Genomic DNA, 18,691 nt, shown 5'->3' with positions numbered 1-18,691 from the left:
CCACCCCCACCCTCCACAAACAACGTCCGCAAACTCTCATGCCGCACCACCACATCACGCAACGCCAACCCCAACACCCCCACATCCACCTCACCAGGGGCGCGCAGTACGTATGACAGGTTGTAGGTCGCCGATGTGTCCTCGTAGCGGTGCAGGAACCACAGGCGGTTCTGGGCGTACGACAGGGGTACGTGCTCGGGTCGTACCAGCGCCTTGTGCAGGGGTGCTCGTGGGGGCAGGGCCTTTAGGTCCAGCCAGTCCGCCAGCCGTGCGACGGTCGCCGACTCGAACACCGCACGGACCGACATCTCCCTGCCCAGCACCGTCCGTACCCGGTTCACCAGCCAGGTCGCCGACAGGGAGTGTCCGCCCAGGTCAAAGAAGCTGTCGTCGATCCCGACCCGCTCCACACCGAGCACCTCGGCGAACAGCTCCGCGAGGACCCGCTCCCGCTCACCGCGCGGCGCCCGGTACGGGGCCTGCCCCGTCAGCTCGGGCATCGGTAGGGCCGCACGGTCGAGCTTCCCGTTCGGGGTGAGCGGCAGGGTCTCCAGGGCCATGAGCGCGGACGGGATCATGTAAGGGGGCAACGATGCAGCGAGGTGGGTCCGTAACGCGGCGGGGCTCGGGGCCGGGGCATCCTCGACGGGTACCACGTACCCGATCAGCCGACGGTCCCCGTTGTACTCGGCTGCAACGACGGCTGTCTGGGCCACCGCGGGGTGGGCCCGCAGTGCCGCTTCGATCTCGCCGGGCTCGATCCGAAATCCTCGCACCTTCACCTGATGGTCCGCACGCCCGTGGAACAGCAGCTGGCCGTCGTGCCGCCATGCGGCCACATCACCCGTGCGGTACATCCGCTGCCCAGGCGGCCCGAACGGACACGCTACGAATCGACCGGCCGTCAGTCCAGCTCGTCCCAGATAGCCCCGCGCGAGGGACGCGCCCGCCACGTACAGCTCCCCCGCCACTCCCACCGGAACGGGCCGCAGCAAGTCGTCCACCACGTACAACTGCGTGTGACAGACAGGTCTGCCGATGGGAGGTGCACCCCCATCGGCAGTCAGCGGGTCGCTGAAGGACACGATCGCCGTCGCTTCCGTCGGACCGTAGGCGTTCACCAGGTCCCGACTCGTGCACCAGTCGGCCACCAGTTGCGGCGTGGACGCCTCACCTCCCACGGTGAGGGAGACCACCCCCGGCAGCGCCCCCGGCGGCAACGATCCGAGAACCGCCGGAGGCAGGAGGAGGTGCGTCACGCGCTGCGCGTTCACCGTGTCGATCAAGGGCTGACCGGGGACCAGCTCGTCCTGCGGCGCGAGAACGAGCGTCGCGTCGGTGAGCAGGCCCATGCAGATCTCCGTGATGGACGCGTCGAAACTCGGCGACGCGAACTGCAGCACCCGGCTGTCGGCCGTGGGGCGCATTCGGACCCGCTGTGCCTCGATCAGGCTCGCCAGCCCCGCGTGGGTGACCGCCACGCCCTTCGGCCGGCCCGTCGAACCGGAGGTGTAGATCACGTACGCGGAATTCGCCGGGGACAACGGACCGTGACGGTCGGCATCGGTGAGCGGGGAGCCGTCGCGCCGTACGACTTCGGCCAGGAATTCCGGAGCATCGAGTTCCAGGACCGGTGCAGCGAGTTCGGGCAGTCGACACGCTCTCGCGGTGTCCGTGAGGACCAACACCGCTGCCGAGTCACCCACCATGTAGGCGATGCGATCCGCCGGATACGCGCCGTCCACCGGCAGATACGCCCCGCCCGCCCGCATCACCGCGAGCAGCGCCACCACCCAGTCCACCGACCGTTCCAACGACACCCCCACCACCGACTCCGCACCCACACCGCGCTGCACCAACTCCCGCGCCAGCCGATTGACCCGTACGTCCAGCTCCCCGTACGTCACCACCTCACTCCCGCACACCACCGCCACCGCATCGGCCCGCGCCGCCGCCCATTGATCGAACAGACGAGGAAGCGTCTCCCGCACCATCGGCGCCGCGGACTGGCTCGGGCCGGGTAACAAGAACTCCCGATCCGCAGGGCCCAGCAGGTCGAGGCGGGCGACGGCCAGGGTGGGGGCGACGGCGATCTGTTGGAGGACGAGCGCGAGCCGGCCGGCCACCGCTGCCACGTCAACCCGGTCGAGGAGGGCTGTTCGGTAACGGAGATGAATCCGGAGGCGCGGTCCGGCCTTGACGATCACCGTCACGGCGCAGCCAGTGGCCGTGGGGTCGGTGGCGTCGCTCGGTCCGTCTGTCGTCGCCGGTGGTGCAGGCATCACGGCCGTGTCGAACAGGGCCGTACCGGTGGGCTGGTGACGATCGGCGGGGTCACAGCGGTGAGCGTCGAGGGTCGCGTGGCGGCGGGCGATGTCACGCAGCAGATCAGTCAGGGTGACCCTGGGTGCGAGTCCGATGCGCAAGGGCACGGCAGTTGGCACGCGTGGGTACGTCGCCCCCGCACCCATCGGGACCTGCTCGCTTCCGGTGCAGGGCACGCCGAACACGACATCCTGCTGCCCGGTCAGCCCGCCGAGCAGCAGCGACCACGCTCCCTGCACCAGGGTGTACTCGGTGACGCCCACGTCGTCCGCACGGGCGAGGAGTGCACGTGCCGTGTCCGGCGGGACGCACACGTCGACGTGTTCGAAGCCGCCTTCCGCTGGTGCGGCTGCGCGCCGGGGCGTGACGACAGGGGCCAGCAGCGTGGGCCGCGCCGCCTCCGTCGGCCCCACAGCGCAGCTCAGGGTGCCTCCGGCGCACTGCGGGAGTTCCACATCGCCCGAACCGGTGAGCAGGAAGGTAGCCACGGAAAACCGCACTCCCATCGGGTTGGGTAGGAAGGAAGGTCATCCCCTGAGCGGCAGAAACCGCCGAGACAGGCGACGGCGTTCCCTCTCACCATGACGAAGGAATGCGCATCGGTCGCGATTTCTCCAGCAGAATTGCGGCGCTCCTCAAGCGGCCGTCTCGGCGGCTCAATATCGTTTACGGAAGATCATTACTGGTGGCGAGAGGTTCCCAGGCCCGTGGGTCGACATATGCCCTATGAATCAACTCGGTGATCGGCGAAGCGACGCACACACAGGCGCGGATACGGCGATTCAAGTGTTCATCCAGAGGAATTCCAGCAATCATAAATTCGCCTCCCGTACGCTTTCTGCAAAGCGACCCCTTCCGCTCGCACGGAGATCATGTCAGCGGATTCCCGGCAGGGGCGACCGACGGCCAGTTCGAGGGAGAAGCACTGATGACGACAGCACCCGTGCCGGCGACGGTCGAGGACGTCCTGGCCTTTCTGACGACCGCGCTCGGGGCCAACGTCGGCCCCGACGACGACTACTTCACCACCGGCCTCGCCGACTCGCTCTTCGCCCTGGAGTTGGTGAGCTTCGTGGAGAAGCGCTTCCACCTGGCGGTGGAGGTCGAAGACCTCGCCATCGACAACTTCCGCACGGCTTCGAACATCATGGCCTTCGTCCAGTCCCGGGGCGCCGGCAGCGGCGTGGCCGAGTCATGACGCTCACCGACCTTCCCTCAAGCATGGTGGACGCCACGGGCTTTGCTGCCGCCTTACGGAAGGACGCCGACGACTGGGACCGTTCGGGCGCGCTGCCCGAGGCCGTACGCGGCGCCGTCGCACGAGCCGGCATCTTCGGGGTGGGCCTGCCGAAGCACTACGGCGGCTCGGGCGGTGGCCCGGTCGAGGTGGGTGATGTCTGCGTACAACTCGGCGGCGTGTGCAGCGCGTTGCGCGGTCTGCTCACGGTGCAGGAGATGGTGGCCGCCGCGGTGCTGCGTTGGGGCACGGCGGCGCAGCGCGAGCTCTGGTTGCCGCTGTTGGCTCACGGAGCGCGGTTCGCCGCCTTTGCCGCGACCGAGGCCGGTGCGGGTACGGATCTCGCCGGGGTGCAGACGCGCATCGACGAGGACGGCGACGAGCTGGTGGTGACCGGGCGAAAGCTGTGGGTCACCTTCGGTCGCACGGCCGATGTCTTCCTGGTTCTCGGGCTGGCGTCCGGGGGGCTTTGGGCGCTGCTGGTCGACGGGGATCGTCCGGGGGTGCGGCGCCAGTCGGTGTCGGGACAGCTGGGCATGCGGGCCGCCGAGATCGCCCATGTCGATTTCGACGGGGTGCGGGTGTCACGGGACCGCGCGATCGGCCCACCGGGCTCGGGGCTCACGCACGTCGTGGGCACGGCGCTGGATCACGGTCGCCACACCGTGGCATGGGGCTGCGTCGGCATGGCCGAGGTGTGTGTGACCGCGGCTGCCGACCACGCCGTGCAGCGCCTTCAGCGCGGCGTGCCGCTGGCGGAGCACCAGCTCGTACGGGCGGAGCTGGCCCGGACTGCCGTCCGGAGCCGGGCCGCACGCGCCTTGTGTGCCCGGGCGGCCGAGCTGCGTGCGCAGGGCGATCCCGGCGCCTTGGCGGAGACCGTCGTGGCCAAGTACGCGGCTGCCGACGCGGCCACCGCGGTCAGCGCGGCGGCGGTGCAGATCCTGGGCGCGGCGGCGATCGCGCCGGAGAGCCTGGTGGGACGGTTCTTCCGGGATGCCAAGGTGATGGAGCTCATCGAGGGCTCCTCGTTCGTATCCGAACTCCACATCGGTGAGCGGCTGTTGCGTCGCCACGGGTTCCGCCCTTCGGCGGGTGACCGGGCCGGCGCCAGGGTCGAGGAAGGACCACGATGACGACCAGGGCCAGGGGCGAAGCGTCCCGGACGACGAGCGGGACCGGTCCCGTCGAGCCGGCGCTGCCGGCCGACGCCGCATCCACTGCCGCTGCCGCACCGACGGTGAAGTGCCTGGTGTGGGACCTCGACGACACCGTGTGGGACGGCACCGTACTGGAGGGCGACGCCCCGCAGCCGTTCCCCGACGCCCTCGCGACGCTGCGAGCCCTCGACGAGCGCGGCATCTTGCACGCCGTCGCCAGTCGCAGCGACGGGCCGAGGGCCGTCGAGCACCTGAGAGCGTTGGGCATCGAGGAGATGTTCACGGTGTTGGAGATCGGTTGGGGTGCCAAGTCCGATGCGGTCCGCCGGGTCGCCGAGGCGATCAACATCGGCATCGACACGGTGGCGTTCATCGACAATGACGCGGTCGAGCGGGCGGAGGTGGCCGCGAGCCATCCCACGGTGCGCGTGTACCGCGCGGAGCAGGCGGCCGAGCTTCCCGGTCTGGACGACTTCCGCCCCGAGTTCGTGACCGCCGAAAGCCGCAGTCGACGCCAGCTCTACCGTGGTGACCTGCGGCGCAAGAGCGCACAGGACGCGTACACCGGCCCTGCGAAGGACTTCCTGGCCACGTTGGACCTGGTGCTCACCGTCCGGCGAGCGACGGAGTCCGACCTCCAACGCGCCCATGAGCTCACCGTGCGCACCCATCAGCTCAACACGACAGGGCGCACCTATGACATGGCCGAGTTGCGGGCGTTGCTCACCTCGCCCACGCATCAGGTCCTGGTGGCGAGCCTGGAGGACCGTTTCGGTTCCTACGGCGTCATCGGCCTCGCGCTCACCGAGCTGACCGACTCCGACAGCGTCCTGAAGTTGCTTTTGCTGTCCTGCCGCGTGATGTCGCGGGGTGTCGGCCCGGCTCTGATCGCCCATGTGGTGCGCGACGCGCTCGCGGCCGGCCGTCGACCGCTGGCGGAGTTCGTACCGACCGATGTGAATCGGGTGATGCTGGTCAACTTGCGCTTCAACGGCTTCGACGTGATCGAGCGCCGGGGCGATCGGATACTGCTCGGCATCGCTCCCGGTGCCGCCCCACCCGCTCAGGACGGCACGATACGCATCGTGTCCCCCGCCGCCTCTCCCCCACACGCCGCCGCGCCGATCCAGGAAGGACTCAATGGCCAGGAAGACGGGGAAGGACGAGAAGGACAGGAAGGCCCGTGATGGACAGCTCTTCCCACCTTGTTGCAGGGGTCGTCGGCGCAGGCACGATGGGGGTCGGCGTCGCACACTGCCTGGCCGCTGCCGGGTACCGCGTGACCGTGGTCGACCCCGTGGCGCACGCCCTGACCACAGCCCCGGACCGGCTGCGCACGGGAATCCGCATGGCCTCCCTGCTGGGCCGGCCGCCCGCGGACGGGGCCGAGGGGGTCGTGGCACGGGTGCGTTTCCGTGCCGACCTGGAAGACCTGGGCACCGCACCCTTCGTCATCGAGTGCGCCCGAGAGGACATCCCGCTCAAACGGGAGGTCTTCCGCTCACTCGACGCGGTGCTCGATGCCACGGCGGTGGTCGCCACCTGCACGTCAGCGATCCCTGTCGGCCTGCTCGCCGAGCACATCAGCGAGCCGGGCCGCGTCCTCGGCATGCACTTCATGAATCCGCCCTACGCCAAGGACTTCGTCGAGGTCGTCCGCGGCAGACACACCACCGGGGAGACCCTCAGCCGCGCCGAGCACCTGCTGGAGGGCATGGGCAAGCAGGGGATCGTGGTGGGTGACGTGCCCGGTTTCGTCTCCAACCGGTTGTCGCACGCCACGTACAACGACGCGGCGGGCGTGGTCGCCGCCGGCACCGCCGACGCGGCCACCGTGGACCGGCTCTTCCAGGAGTGCTTCGGACACGCCATGGGGCCGCTGCGCACCGCGGACCTGATCGGCCTGGACACCGTCGTGGACACTCTGCACGTCCTACGCGAGCTGACCGGCGACGATCGTTTCACGCCGTGTCCGTTGCTCACCGATTTGGTTGCGGACGGCCGGCTGGGGCGTAAGAGCGGACGAGGTTTCCACACGTACCCGAAGTTGTAGGCGCACGCGGTGGCGCACTGACGCGCAGGGCCGGGGACGAGCGCGCATACCTCGGGTCCGGTCAGGTCAGGATGATCGGGTTGGTGAGTGCGGCGACGGACCCATGGGCGGGACGCGGCGCCCGCGACCGAATATCCGTCCCATCTCGCGCCCGCCCGGGGGCCGTGGCTTTCGCTGAACTGCTGACAGACGCTGCCGTGTTTGCGACCACGGCCGACGCACACCTCCGCACCCTCTCACCCGCCGCCACGCCAACCCACCAGATCGCGGGCACACCGGCCCTCTCAAAACCCCAGCTCAGCGCACTCTTCCCCGCGGCTTCAGCGGCACCGGCGGCAGTTCGGGGGACGGGAGAGGGTCGCCGTCGTAGCCCTTCACCTCGCCGAAGCGGGTGCCCGTCATCCAGTCTTCGCGAGCCTGGGCGATCTCCTCCTGTGAGCGTCCGATCCAGTTCCAGAACATGATCAGCTCCTCTTCGAAGGGCTCGCCGCCCAGGAGCATCAGGCCCGCGTCGGACTCGGCGCAGATCGGCAGCTGCGTGCGGCCACACCCCAGGTACAGCATGGAGCCCGGGAGGACCGGAACGCCGTCGACGTGGGCCTCGCCGGACATCGACAGCACGGCGTACTCGAAATCGGGATCGAGCGGGATCGCCACGTCCGCTCCTCGGGCCAGGGCGAGGTCCGCCCCGACGATGGGCGTGTACGTCGTGCCGGGCGACGTCGCTCCGTCGAGGGAGCCGAGGATGACCGTGGCGGTCAGGCCCGGCGCGGTGAGCGTGGGCAGTTCGGAGTGGTGCTGGAAGTGCGGCTCCACGTGGCGGTGCGTGTCGGGGAGCGCCACCCACAGCTGGGCGCCGTGCAGGAAGCGGGCGTGCGAGCGGGGGCTCTCCTCGGAGTGGCTGATCGCCCGGCCCGAGGTCATCAGGCCCAGCTCACGGGGGCGGATGGTGGCGAGACTGCCGGTGCTGTCGCGGTGCAGCACCTCGCCCTCGTGGAGCCAGCTCACGGTCTGGAGGCCCATGTGGGGATGGGGCGGCACCTGCATGCCGGGCTCGTCGGCGATGTCGTCGGGGCCGTAGTGGTCGACGAAGGCCCAGGCACCCACCATGCGGCGGCCGAGGTTCGGCAGCAGCCGTCGGACCACGGTGGACTCGCCCAGCGGAACGGTACGCGGGCTGAGGAGTTCGCGTACGGGCTCGGCGACGACGAAGCCGCGGCCACCGCAGACGGAGAGGGCGGCCTGGCGATCGAGATTGCTCATGGCGCTCAACCTATTCCCGTGGGGCTCCCGACGGGCAGTCCCCACGCTTCAGACAGTCGTGGAATATTCAACTATCATCCTCCGTTGACGCCACACACAGACCCAGGGGGTCGACCCGAGCGAAGGAGGACCAGTGAGCGAGACGTACTACGAGTTCGGCACCGCCGCCGAGCGTTGGGACCGTGCGCAGTTGTTCTTCGACGCCAAGGAGTACCTGACGGCCGCCCGCATCCTGCGCGGACTCGTCGAGGAGGCGCCGGGGCAGGTGGCGCAGCGGCTGCTGCTCGCCCGGGCCTACTACCACTCCGCTCAGCTCGGCCGGGCCGAGAGCGAGCTGCGGGGCGTGCTGGAGCTCGACCCCGTCGAGTCCTACGCGCACCTGATGCTCGGCCGCACGCTGGAGCGCCAGGGGCGCTCGGCGGAGGCCGCGCCGCACCTGCGGATCGCCGCGGTGATGAGCGGGGAGTGAGCCCGGCCCCGCGCCGGGGCGAATGACGGAACGGACGCCGTACCGATGGCCGACGCCTTCGGTGCGGCGTCCGCGTGCCTGCCGCGCCGGCATGCGGTGCGCCCGGGTGCTCACGCCGTGGGGCGCCGCGGGTGCACCGTTCGTTCCCGAGGGGGGCCGTGCGCCGGCAACGCGGCGTAGCGTCGGACCCGCCGCACTGCAGCGCGGCGACCGGAGCGCATCGGAGGGCACCGACGTGACCGTAGACATCGACCGCGACGCCGTCGTCGCCGACACCCACAACGACCTGCTGATGGCGGTGGCCGCCCGTCCCCCGGCCCGGTGGGCGGAGTTCTTCCGCGAGCGCTGGCTGCCCCAGTTGCAGGCCGGCGGCGTGGACATCCAGGTCCTGCCCGTGTTCATCGATTCCCGGTACCGGCCCGAGGGGGCCCTGCGCGAGACGTTGCGCATGATCGAGTGCGCGCACGTGCTGGCGGAGGGCAACGCGGACGCCGTGGCCCTGTGCCGTGACGGCGACGAGATCGACGCCGCCCTCGCCGCGTCGAAGGTCGCGCTCGTCCTCGCGTTGGAGAGCGCGCCGGGCATCGACGCCGACGTCGAGCTGTTCGGCACGGTGCACCGCCTCGGCGTCCGGATCGCGTCGATCGCGCACTGGGGCCGGACCTCGTTGGCGGACGGCAGCGGCGAGGACGCCACCGGCTCCCGACTGACCGAGGCCGGGGTGCGGGCCCTCGCCGAGATGGAGCGCCTCGGGGTGCTCTTCGACGTCTCCCACCTCGGCGCGTCGGGCGTCGCCCACGTGCTGGAGGTCGCGACCCGGCCCGTCATGGCCACGCACTCCTCGGCGCGCGCCCTGCGCGACCACCACCGCAACCTCACCGACGAGCAGGTGCGGGGCGTCGCGGCCACCGGCGGGGTCGTCTGCGTGAACTTCCTGCCCGCGTTCCTCTCCGAGGACCCGGCCGAGTACACGGTGGCCCGGCTGGTGGACCACGTCGAGCACATGGCGTCCGTGGCCGGGACGGCGCACGTCGGCCTCGGGCCCGACTTCGTACGCGAGGTGCTCACCGACATCACTCCCCCGTGCTGCGAGGACTTCGGGGTGCCCGGCGGCCCCGATCCGACGGCCACCCTGCCCGGGCTCGCGGGCCCGGCCGGTCTGCCTTTGGTCACGGCCGAGTTGGTCGCCCGCGGGCACCGCCCGGACGACGTGCGGGCGATCCTCGGCGGCAACGTGCACCGTCTGTTCCGCGCGGAGTTGGGGCGCGGACGGTGAGTGCGCGGGACGGTGGCGCGGCGTCGGGCGCGGTCGAGGTGCGGGAGCTGCACGCCGTCGACGACCTGGAGGCCGCCGTACGGCTCTTCGACGCGATCTGGCGGCCCGGGCCCGCCGGCGGACCGATCAACGTGGAGCTGTTGCGCGCGCTCGCCCACTCGGGCAACTACGTGGCGGGGGCCTTCGGCGGCCCGCGGCTGATCGGCGCGTCCGTCGGCTTCCTCGCCGCGCCGCCGGGCCGTGCGCTGCACTCCCACGTCACGGGCACGACCGAGCCCGGCGGCGGGTGCGGGCTCGCCCTCAAGCACCACCAGCGGACGTGGGCCCTCCGGCGCGGGCTCACCCGCATCACCTGGACCTTCGATCCCCTGGTGCGTCGCAACGCGTACTTCAACCTGGTGAAGCTGGGGGCGTCCCTCGTCGAGTACCACCCGGCGTTCTACGGCGTGATGCAGGACTCCGTGAACGACGGCGACGAGTCCGACCGGGCCCTCGCCCTGTGGCGGCTGGACGCCGCGCCGTCGGGCGCCGCGCAGCGGCCGTCCGACGACGCGCCCGAGCGGCTGCTGGCCGCGGGAGACGACGGCCGCCCGGTGCTCCGCACCACGGACGCGCGGACGGTGCTGGTCGAACTGCCACCGGACGTCGAGGCCCTGCGTCGTACGGACCGGGCCGCGGCGAGGTCCTGGCGGTACGCGCTGCGGGAGGTGCTGGGCGGGCTGTTGGCCGACGGCGCGCGGGTGTCGGGCTTCCACGACCGCCGCGGCTACCTGGTCACCCGCCCCACCTCGCCCGTGCCTGATCCGGCCGAACCGCGTGCGGACCGCACCTGATCCGGCCCGCAGGCGATCCGGAACGATCCGAATCCGAGGAGTCCAGCATGAAGATCGAGGGCATCGAACTCCGCCGTGTCACCATGCCGCTGAAGACGCCGTTCCGTACGTCCTTCGGGGTCGAGCACTCCCGTGACGTCCTGCTGGTGCGCGTCGTCACGCCGTACGCCGAAGGCTGGGCCGAGTGCGTCGCCATGAACGAGCCGCGGTACAACTCCGAGTACGTCGACGGCGCCGCCGACGTGCTGCGGCGCTTCCTCGTGCCGGCGCTGCCCGACGACGTGGACGCGCGGACGGTGGGGCGTCTGCTGGCACCGTTCAAGGGGCACCGCATGGCGAAGGCTGCCCTGGAAGCCGCGTTGCTCGACGCGCAGACGCGGGCGGGCGGCGAGTCGTTCGGCGCGTTCCTCGGCGCGGTGCAGGACCGGGTGCCGAGCGGGGTGTCCGTGGGGATCTCGGACTCCGTCGGCGAACTGCTCGATGTGGTGGAGGAGTTCCTGGCGCAGGGGTATCTGCGCATCAAGCTGAAGATCGAGCCCGGCTGGGACGTGGCGCCCGTGCGGGCCGTCCGCGAACGCTTCGGCGACGACCTCCTCCTCCAGGTCGACGCGAACGCGGCCTACACCCTCGCCGACGCCCACCACCTGCGCCGCCTCGACGACTTCGGACTGCTGCTGATCGAGCAGCCGCTCGCCGACGACGACCTGGTGCAACACGCCGACCTGGCGCGGCGGATCGCCACCCCGGTGTGCCTGGACGAGTCGATCGACTCGGCGGAGCACGCCGCGGCGGCGATCTCGCTGGGGTCCTGTTCCGTCGTCAACATCAAGCCCGGCCGGGTGGGCGGCTACCTGGAGGCCCGCCGCATCCACGACCTGTGCCGGGCGCACGGGGTCGCGGTGTGGTGCGGCGGCATGTTGGAGACGGGCATCGGCCGGGCGGCGAACCTGGCGCTCGCCGCCCTGCCCGGGTTCACGCTGCCCGGCGACACCTCGGCTTCCGACCGCTACTACGCCACGGACCTCACCGCGCCGTTCGTCCTGTCGGACGGGCACCTGACGGTGCCGAGCGGCCCGGGAATCGGGGTCGATCCGCTGCCCGACGTCCTGGAGGACGTCACCAGCTCCACGGAGTGGATCGCCCGCTAGCCAGCGCTCGGCCCGACCGTTCGGGCTCCGGTTCAGCGTGCGGCGCTGAGCTTCTGCCACTCCTCCCACGACAGGTTCCAGTTGCTGAACCCGTTGCCCAGGTCGGGCACGCCCTTGGTGTCCTTGCCCGTGATCACGAAGGGATCGCCGACCTGGACCTGCTTGTAGAAGGAGGACGCCTCGGAGGTGCTCATGCCTATGCAGCCGGAGCTCTTGTTCGCGCGGCCGAAGTACGAGGCGTTCCAGGGCGCGGCGTGCGCGTACATCCCGGACCAGGTCAGCCGCATCGAGTAGTCGACCATCTTGTTGTACGCGTCGCCGAGTCCGACGGTCTCGGAGTTCATGTTGATGGTGCCCTCCTTGGACATGAGCACCGTGGTGCCCCGCCAGGAGCGCTTCTCGCCGCCGGGCGTGCCGCCGGAGACCGGGATGGTGCGGACCTGCTTGCCGTCGCGCTCCAGGGTCAGCTTCTTGTTGTCGAGGTCGACCTTGACCACCTGCTGCGCGCCGATGGTGAAGGAGATGGGGTAGTCACGGACGAACCAGCCGCCCTTGGGGCCGGAGTCGACGCCGTTCAGCTCCGCCTTCACGGTCACCTTGGTGCCGGGCTTCCAGTACTCCTTGGGCCGCCAGTCAACCCGGTCCTTGCCGGTCCAGTCCTTGATCCAGCCCCAGGAGCCCTCGGTGTCGTTCGAGGTGGTGACCTTGAGCTGCTTCTCCACCTCGGCCTTGTTCTTGACGGGTTCGTCGAAGACGAGGGAGATCGGCTGGCCGACGCCCACGGTGGTCTTGTCCCCCGGCCACCAGTTGACCTTGTTGACCTTGTCCGCCTTGACCGTGCTGAACGACGCCTTCTGGGTGCCCGCCGTGCCGCCCTCGGTCTTCGTCTCCGCGGTCACCTGGTACGTGCTGCCGGGCGCCGCCTTGCGGTCCGAGGTCCACACCGTGTTCCGCTCCGACAACTTGCCCGTCAGCGCCGTGCCCTTGCCGTCGGTGACGGTCACCGAGGTGAGGCTGCCGCCCTGGGCGGTGACGCGCACCGACTCGCCCGGCTTGACCTCCTGCCCGCTGGGCGTCACCGTCACGGTGGCGGGCTTGCCGCCGTCCTTGACCCCCTTCGCCTTGCCGTCGGACGCGGCCGAGTCGTCCGAGGAACAGGCGGTGAGCGCGAGCGGGGCGAGTACGGCAGCCGCAACCGCGAGGCGCGCGGAGCGGTGACGTACGGGGCGCGCGGATATCGGGCGCAACGGAAACCTCCGTCAGAAGTCGGTAAGTCTGCGGAACGTGCGGACATCCGTGACTCTAATGCCGAAAAAGCGCAGGTGAACGCCGTGATAGCTGTGTAACAGCCACTGATGGGAAACGGACATCATTCCGTCACATTCGCAGCTCGCCGGGCGGCCCGTCGACACTCGTTCGGTGCGCGGTACCCTCCACACTCGCCCCGTGGATCGTTCGTACGGGCTGCTCTGTTGCAAGTCCGGCGCCGGGGGCGTCTCGTGGAAACGCTGGGGACATGGGAAAGACCTTTGGTCGCGATCGCCGACCGCACACCGCATCGGAGGCGCCCGGCGCGTCCGGCCCGTCGACGGCTCCGAACGTGCCGGGGCAGCGCAGTTCGGCTCCGGACGACGGAGTACGGGACGACGGAGTACGGGACGACGGAGTACGCGGCGACGGAGCAACGGAACGCGCAGGAGCGGAAGGCGCAGGAGCGGAAGGCGCGGAAGCGGCAGGCGACGGTCCGCGGTCCGGCTCCTCGGTCGCCCGCAGCGGCGCAGTGATGGCGGCCGGTTCCCTCGTCTCCCGGGCGACCGGGTTCGTGCGCGCCTCGGTCGTCGCCGCTGCGCTCGGCATCGGCATGACGGCGGACGGCTACGCGGTGGCGAACGCCGTCCCCACCATCGTCTACATGCTGCTGGTCGGAGGCGCCCTCAACGCCGTCTTCGTGCCGGAGTTGGTGCGCGCGGCCAAGGAGCACGAGGACGGCGGAGCCGCGTACACCGACCGGTTGTTGACCGTCTGCGCGGTGGCGCTGTTGGCGATCACGGCGGTCGCGGTGTGGGCGGCTCCCGCCATCGTCGAGGCCTACACCGGCTACCGCGGCCAACAGGCCGAGATGACGGTCGCGTTCGCCCGCTACTGCCTGCCGCAGATCTTCTTCCTGGGGCTGTTCACCGTCCTCGGTCAGGTGCTCAACGCCCGCGGCCGGTTCGGCGCCATGATGTGGACTCCGGTCCTGAACAACGTGGTGGTCATCGCGGTCTTCGGCCTCTACCTGGCGACGGCGACGGGTGGCGGGGGCGCCCTGACCGAGGCGGAGACGACGCTCCTTGGCGCGGGCACGACCGCGGGGATCGCGGTGCAGGCACTGGCGCTCGCCCCCGCGCTGCGCCGGGCCGGCTTCCGCTGGCGCCCCCGCTTCGACTGGCGCGGCAGCGGACTGACCCGACCCCTGCGCTCGGCGGGCTGGCTGGTGCTGTTGGTGCTCTCCAACCAGGCCGCGTACTGGGTCGTCACCCGGCTGGCGACGAAGGCCGGCGAGCGGGCGACGGCGCTGGGCATCGACGGCGGCGCGGGCTTCAGCGCGTACAACAACGCGTACACCCTGTGGGCCGTGCCGCACGGCATCATCACCGTCTCGCTGGTCACGGCGCTGCTGCCGCGGATGAGCCGGGCCGCGGCCGACGACGACCCCCTCTCCGTGCGCCGCGACGTGTCGTACGCCCTGCGGACCAGCGGCGCCCTCATCGTCCCGGCGGCGTGCGCACTGCTCGCGCTGGCGCAGCCGGTGATGACGGTGGTGTACGGGTACGGGCAGACCGACCCCGACGACGTGGTGCTGATGGCGGGCATCCTCATGGCGTTCGCGCCCGGGCTGGTCGCCTTCTCCGGCCAGTACGTGCTCTCCCGTGCGTTCTACGCGCTCTCCGACACCCGCACGCCCTTCCTGCTCAACTTGGTCATCGTCGGGCTCAACGCCGGCCTGGCGGCGGTGGCGTACGCGCTGCTGCCGGCGCGCTGGGCGGTCACGGGCATGGCCGGGGCGTATTCGGTGGCGCTCGCCGTGGGTTGGCTGGCGACCGCGTTGGTGCTGCGGCGCCGGCTCGTGCCGCGCCACGGCGAGGTGCGCGGCAAGCACTCGGGCCGCCCCCGGCCCTGGCGCCACAAGCCGATGATCCACTCCGCGTCGGCCGCGGCGCTGCTGCGCCTGCTGGTGGCGGCGGTGCCGGCGACCGCCCTGGGTTACCTGACAACCCGCGCGGCATCCGCTGCGGGCCCGGTGGCCGCGGCCGTCGCCGGCGCGGCCGTCATAGGGCTGCTCTTCGCGCTGCTCGCCCGACCTCTGAAGCTGACGGAGCTTCAAGCGGCGCTCTCGGGCGCGATGCGACGACTGCGCCGGCGGCCGAGCGGTAGCTGAACGGGCTGACGCCCCGGGGCGGGGACCCGGGGCGTCAGCCCGCTGTGTCGTGCGTCAGGACAGGTCCAAGGGCAGGTCACACTTGGCGTCCTTGTGGCTTTGCTTCGCCACTGCGATCAGCACGTCCTTCACAGCATCACGTGACGCGTCGTCGTTCTCGATCCTGGTGCCTTGCGGGAACCGAACGGAGACATCCAAATTGCGCTGCCCCTGCGGGGACTGCTCTTTGGGGACGCACGGCATCAGGATTCCCCCGGACTTGAGAGACACTCGCCCCCGGCCCTCCGGCCCGAAGTCCCTGGATTGGTCCTTCGGGAACTCCCGGCTGACGCCGGCGGTCTCGCGCCATGTTTCCACCGACTCGTTGCCCCACATCTCGCTCACCGTGGAGAACAGCAGCTTGTTGTCGTCTCCGTTAACAAAGCAGCTTGTGGTGTATCCGTCGTCGTCCTCAACGCGGGGCACAGTTTTGTTCGAGTCCACCGAGTACGAGTCACTGAACGGCAGGGTCTTGTTCAACAGCTCAGCCGCCACTTCCGGCGTCCCGACTTCCTCGCACAACTGATCTGCGCTGACGGTTGCGTCCTCGCCGAACGGAGGCCCGCCGGCCACGTAGTAGACACCCCCACCCACGACAACTACTGCAACAACCGCACCGGCGAGCACGCGCTTCTTACGCAACCCGTCACTTCCCTTCCAGTTCGCGAGGCCGAGCTTCGCCGTCGATGTAGTCCTTGATGTTGGACTTCGCGTTGTTGAACCCGGTCTCCGCAGAGCCGGCGATCGTGCGCTCCAGTTCCTGGTTCGGGGCGCCTGCGGCTTGGCCCGCGGCAGCGGCCCCCCGCTCCAACAACTCGTAAGTGTCTTCGCGGGTCGAGTCCCACTCCTTGCCATTGCGATAGATGGTCTCGTCCGTACTGTCCTTCTTCATGCCATCGGTGATGGCGCTGATCGCCTCTCCGGCGAACGTTCCCGCCAGGTCGCCCGCCACAATGGCACCAGGCCCGGCAGTCGGTGCCACGAGAAGGCCGATGCCAGTTCCCGCAAGAGCACCACCCCAAGTGCTGGCCTGGTCCAAGGCAGCGTTGTATTTGGCGTCTTGCTCGCCACCCTGCACTTCGGACTCGTAGGCTCGACCGGCTCCCAGGATTCCCTGAACCTCTCCCATGACCGTGCCGACGTGCTTCGACGCGTCGAGTCCCTTGTTGCCCTCGATGAATGCGTTCGGATTTGCCGCGTGGTACTCAAGGAGATTGGCCGTGTAGTTGTGTTGGCCGAGGGTGACCGCCGCATAGCCTTCCGGGTTGCGCCCCAGGGCGTAGAGGAAGCGCGTGGTATCGCTCTCCTCCAGCGTCGCGGTGGCGCCCGGCGCGATGAACAGATCGCCTTCCCCCTCGTCGCCGGCCCTGAGAGAACGGTTGATGTCCGGCATGTACTCCGCCGTCATCTGGCCGAAGCTGTCCGACATGTACCCGTTGTCGGTGAGCAGTTCGGGCTTCTTCGACACCGACTCGACGACGCTCTTGTAGAGGTCCGCCTGCTCCTGGGAGTGGGCCACGGTCTCGGACGTGGGCAGTTCGCCGGCCGGGTGGCCCGTCGTCGCGGCCTCCAGGGCTGCGGCCAGGTAGTTCTTGCCGGAGATGCTCTCCTCGCCCTTGGAGTCCTGCTCGCGCATCCAGTCCCGCTCCTCGAAGAGGTACTGGAAGTTCGTGAGGTCGACGTGGCCCTTCTTGCCGTTGCCGTCGGTGTCGCGCTTGTACGGGTTGCCCTCGGCGTCCTTGTCGATGAACTCCGAGTTGAAGAACTGCGTCGCCGCGTCGGGGCTGTTGGACAGGGCCTTCATGTAGCCGGTCATCGGGTCGAAGCCGAAGTCGGTGCCCGTGGTGTTCATGTGCGGCCACAGGCCGCCGCCGCGGTAGCCCCAGATCTGGTCGGGGCTCTGGCCGTTGCGGACGCCCTCCTGCTCCTTGGCCAGCATGCCCGAGCCGTAGCTGGTGAGGAAGTCGTCGTCGTAGTCGCCCCACCGCATCAGATTGCTCATCACCACGTAGCCCGAGACCCCGTTCGAGCCGTTCACGGGCTTCTCCACCGCGATGAGCATGTCCGTCTTCCACGAGGACATCTCGGGGGAAGCGCTCTGCGTGGCGTTGGCCAGGGTCAGGGCGAGGTTCTTCTGCAGCTCGGGGTACTGGTCCAGCCTCTTCCCGTCCATGGGGAAGTCGCGCGCGTTCGGGTCGTTGAGCTTCGCCCAGAAGTCGAGGGTGCCCTGGGCGCCCAGCTTCTGGGCGAACGTCGTGGCGAAGAGGTCGTCCCCGTTGTACTTGGCGAGCCCGGCGTTGAGCCGGTCGAACTCCTCGACGGTGAGTTTGCTCGGGTCCTTCTTCGCCAGCGCGGCGAGGTCCTCGGCCGTCTTGACGGCGTCCGCGGCCTGGTCGCGGTCCTTGTAGGAGGCGTCGCCGAAGCCCTTGTCCGCCTGGTCGACGAGCGAGCGCAGCACCCGGGCCGCGGTGCTGTCGCTGGTGGTGGCCTTGTCGATGATGGCCTTGACCTCGTCGCGCACCGCGTCGACGTCGCCCTGCTTGACGTCCTTGCCGGCGTCGCCGTCGACGGCCCTGACGACGAAGCCGGCGCCGTCCGGGCGGACCGAGATGTTGCGGGCCTGGGCGTTGGATATCGCCTCGGTCAGATCGCCCTTGAAGGTGCGCAGCTCGCTGGCGGTGTCTCGGAGGATGTTGCGGATGGAGTCGGCCTGGGTGTGGGCGTCCTTGAACTCCCCGACGGTCTTGCTGATGAACTTGCGCGTGACGTCGGAGTTCACGCCCCGCCAGTCGGAGCCGAAGGCGGTCTTCTTGAGGCCGTCGTTCGCGTCCGTGTTCAGCTTCTCCAGATTGCTGACGAGGGTGTTCCAGTCCGAGACGGCCGTGTCGAGCTTCCCGAAGTTGCCGTGCAGGAGAGTGTCGAAGTCCATTTACTTGTCGTCCTTCTTCTTCTCGTCCTCGCCGTAGACCTCGTTGCGCTTGCCGGGAGCGCCGGCGCGCTCGTTGAAGCCGGACTCCAGCGCCGTGATGCTGCTCATCCGGCGCTCGATGAACGTTTCGTCGCCGGCGTGCGCGTTCTTCGTGAAGTCCATGTGGTTCGAGATGTGCGCGCAGGCGTCCATCAGGTCGGAGAGGGAGGAGGCCCACTTGATGCTGACGTGGGACAGGGCGCCGCCCAGTTCGAAGCCCTGCGTCGTGAGGTCGGTGCCGGCGGTGTCCGTGGTCCTCTCGTGGACGCGCCCTTCGTTCCACAGGCGGTTGTAGAGCTTGTACGCGTGGTCCCCCACCTTGGCCAGGTGCTGCTGGTCGACCTTGAGGTCGCCTTGGCTGTTGGTGGCCAGCGACTTGCCGTCGCCCGGCTCGTCGGGCACCCGGTTCAACTGCATCTGGGTCGACTGCCGCTCCGCGGCGTCCGACTTCAGCTGCTCCCATTCGTCCCACGCCATGGCGGGATCTCCTCCCCGTTGG

15 protein-coding genes are annotated in these 18,691 nt (G+C 69.8%); 9 read left to right on the top strand and 6 right to left on the bottom strand.

The window, feature by feature from the left end; genetic code table 11:
• Positions 1-2,813, bottom strand: a 2,813-nt coding sequence (locus ABZ842_RS36505) for an amino acid adenylation domain-containing protein (RefSeq protein ID WP_361547316.1), incomplete at its 3' end; no start/stop codon positions are given.
• A 440-nt stretch (positions 2,814-3,253) separates the two neighbouring features.
• Here ABZ842_RS36505 and ABZ842_RS36500 point away from each other — a divergent pair.
• Genes ABZ842_RS36500 through ABZ842_RS36485 form a run of 4 tightly spaced genes read left to right on the top strand, consistent with a single transcriptional unit; the run spans position 3,254 to position 6,775 of the window.
• Positions 3,254-3,523 (top strand): acyl carrier protein, encoded by a 270-nt coding sequence (locus ABZ842_RS36500; protein WP_361547313.1) that lies wholly within the window; start codon positions 3,254-3,256, stop codon positions 3,521-3,523.
• A gap of 23 nt (positions 3,524-3,546) precedes the next feature.
• Entirely contained in the window at positions 3,547-4,698 is a 1,152-nt protein-coding gene (locus ABZ842_RS36495) for an acyl-CoA dehydrogenase family protein (protein WP_361547310.1), read from the top strand.
• A complete protein-coding gene (locus tag ABZ842_RS36490; protein WP_361547307.1) occupies positions 4,695-5,909 on the top strand; it encodes an HAD-IIIC family phosphatase in 1,215 nt (404 codons plus the stop codon). The genes ABZ842_RS36495 and ABZ842_RS36490 overlap by 4 nt, the downstream gene beginning before the upstream one ends.
• Entirely contained in the window at positions 5,909-6,775 is an 867-nt protein-coding gene (locus ABZ842_RS36485; protein ID WP_361547304.1) for a 3-hydroxyacyl-CoA dehydrogenase family protein, read from the top strand. The genes ABZ842_RS36490 and ABZ842_RS36485 overlap by 1 nt, the downstream gene beginning before the upstream one ends.
• Positions 6,776-7,072: 297 nt before the next feature.
• Here ABZ842_RS36485 and ABZ842_RS36480 read toward each other — a convergent pair whose 3' ends face one another.
• Positions 7,073-8,038: a pirin family protein gene (locus ABZ842_RS36480; RefSeq protein ID WP_361547301.1), complete on the bottom strand. Its 966-nt coding sequence runs from the start codon at positions 8,036-8,038 to the stop codon at positions 7,073-7,075.
• Between the two features lie 133 nt (positions 8,039-8,171).
• Between ABZ842_RS36480 and ABZ842_RS36475 the strand changes: the two genes are divergently transcribed.
• From ABZ842_RS36475 to menC, 4 genes are all read left to right on the top strand, one after another.
• Positions 8,172-8,507 (top strand): tetratricopeptide repeat protein, encoded by a 336-nt coding sequence (locus ABZ842_RS36475; RefSeq protein ID WP_361547298.1) that lies wholly within the window; start codon positions 8,172-8,174, stop codon positions 8,505-8,507.
• Positions 8,508-8,742: 235 nt separating this feature from the next.
• Complete coding sequence (locus ABZ842_RS36470; RefSeq protein WP_361547295.1) at positions 8,743-9,783, top strand: membrane dipeptidase; 1,041 nt, start codon at positions 8,743-8,745, stop codon at positions 9,781-9,783.
• Positions 9,780-10,616, top strand: coding sequence for a GNAT family N-acetyltransferase (locus ABZ842_RS36465; protein WP_361547292.1), 837 nt, complete (start codon positions 9,780-9,782; stop codon positions 10,614-10,616). Before ABZ842_RS36470 ends, ABZ842_RS36465 begins: the two co-directional genes overlap by 4 nt.
• A gap of 47 nt (positions 10,617-10,663) precedes the next feature.
• On the top strand, positions 10,664-11,764 hold the full coding sequence (menC, locus tag ABZ842_RS36460; RefSeq protein WP_361547289.1) for an o-succinylbenzoate synthase: 1,101 nt from the start codon (positions 10,664-10,666) through the stop codon (positions 11,762-11,764).
• A 32-nt stretch (positions 11,765-11,796) separates the two neighbouring features.
• On the opposite strand, the gene ABZ842_RS36455 is transcribed toward menC, so the two are convergent.
• On the bottom strand, positions 11,797-13,002 hold the full coding sequence (locus tag ABZ842_RS36455) for an Ig-like domain-containing protein (RefSeq protein WP_361547321.1): 1,206 nt from the start codon (positions 13,000-13,002) through the stop codon (positions 11,797-11,799).
• Between the two features lie 278 nt (positions 13,003-13,280).
• On the opposite strand from ABZ842_RS36455, the gene murJ reads away from it, so the two are divergent.
• Complete coding sequence (gene murJ / locus ABZ842_RS36450; RefSeq protein WP_361547286.1) at positions 13,281-15,185, top strand: murein biosynthesis integral membrane protein MurJ; 1,905 nt, start codon at positions 13,281-13,283, stop codon at positions 15,183-15,185.
• 54 nt (positions 15,186-15,239) lie between these two features.
• On the opposite strand, the gene ABZ842_RS36445 is transcribed toward murJ, so the two are convergent.
• The 3 genes from ABZ842_RS36445 to ABZ842_RS36435 are packed head-to-tail and all read right to left on the bottom strand — an operon-like array spanning position 15,240 to position 18,669.
• Complete coding sequence (locus ABZ842_RS36445; RefSeq protein ID WP_361547284.1) at positions 15,240-15,866, bottom strand: hypothetical protein; 627 nt, start codon at positions 15,864-15,866, stop codon at positions 15,240-15,242.
• A gap of 4 nt (positions 15,867-15,870) precedes the next feature.
• Entirely contained in the window at positions 15,871-18,153 is a 2,283-nt protein-coding gene (locus ABZ842_RS36440; protein WP_361547281.1) for a DUF6571 family protein, read from the bottom strand.
• Positions 18,154-18,669 carry a hypothetical protein gene (locus ABZ842_RS36435; protein WP_361547278.1) on the bottom strand — a complete coding sequence of 172 codons (516 nt, stop codon included), beginning with the start codon at positions 18,667-18,669 and terminating at the stop codon, positions 18,154-18,156.
• Positions 18,670-18,691 lie beyond the last annotated feature (22 nt).

Source organism: Streptomyces sp. NPDC047315 (assembly GCF_040643215.1).
GTDB lineage: Bacteria > Actinomycetota > Actinomycetes > Streptomycetales > Streptomycetaceae > Streptomyces.
The sequence above is the reverse complement of the archived record's forward strand: the minus strand, read 5'-3'. Positions and strand labels throughout refer to the sequence as shown.

What these genes read in the sequence shown, in the direction of transcription:
- ABZ842_RS36440 (WP_361547281.1), bottom strand. Translation starts at nt 18,153, where the DNA reads ATGGACTTCGACACTCTCCTGCACGGCAACTTCGGGAAGCTCGACACG.
- ABZ842_RS36500 (WP_361547313.1), top strand. Translation starts at nt 3,254, where the DNA reads ATGACGACAGCACCCGTGCCGGCGACGGTCGAGGACGTCCTGGCCTTT.
- ABZ842_RS36435 (WP_361547278.1), bottom strand. Translation starts at nt 18,669, where the DNA reads ATGGCGTGGGACGAATGGGAGCAGCTGAAGTCGGACGCCGCGGAGCGG.
- ABZ842_RS36485 (WP_361547304.1), top strand. Translation starts at nt 5,909, where the DNA reads ATGGACAGCTCTTCCCACCTTGTTGCAGGGGTCGTCGGCGCAGGCACG.
- menC (WP_361547289.1), top strand. Translation starts at nt 10,664, where the DNA reads ATGAAGATCGAGGGCATCGAACTCCGCCGTGTCACCATGCCGCTGAAG.
- murJ (WP_361547286.1), top strand. Translation starts at nt 13,281, where the DNA reads ATGGGAAAGACCTTTGGTCGCGATCGCCGACCGCACACCGCATCGGAG.
- ABZ842_RS36495 (WP_361547310.1), top strand. Translation starts at nt 3,547, where the DNA reads ATGGTGGACGCCACGGGCTTTGCTGCCGCCTTACGGAAGGACGCCGAC.
- ABZ842_RS36490 (WP_361547307.1), top strand. Translation starts at nt 4,695, where the DNA reads ATGACGACCAGGGCCAGGGGCGAAGCGTCCCGGACGACGAGCGGGACC.
- ABZ842_RS36480 (WP_361547301.1), bottom strand. Translation starts at nt 8,038, where the DNA reads ATGAGCAATCTCGATCGCCAGGCCGCCCTCTCCGTCTGCGGTGGCCGC.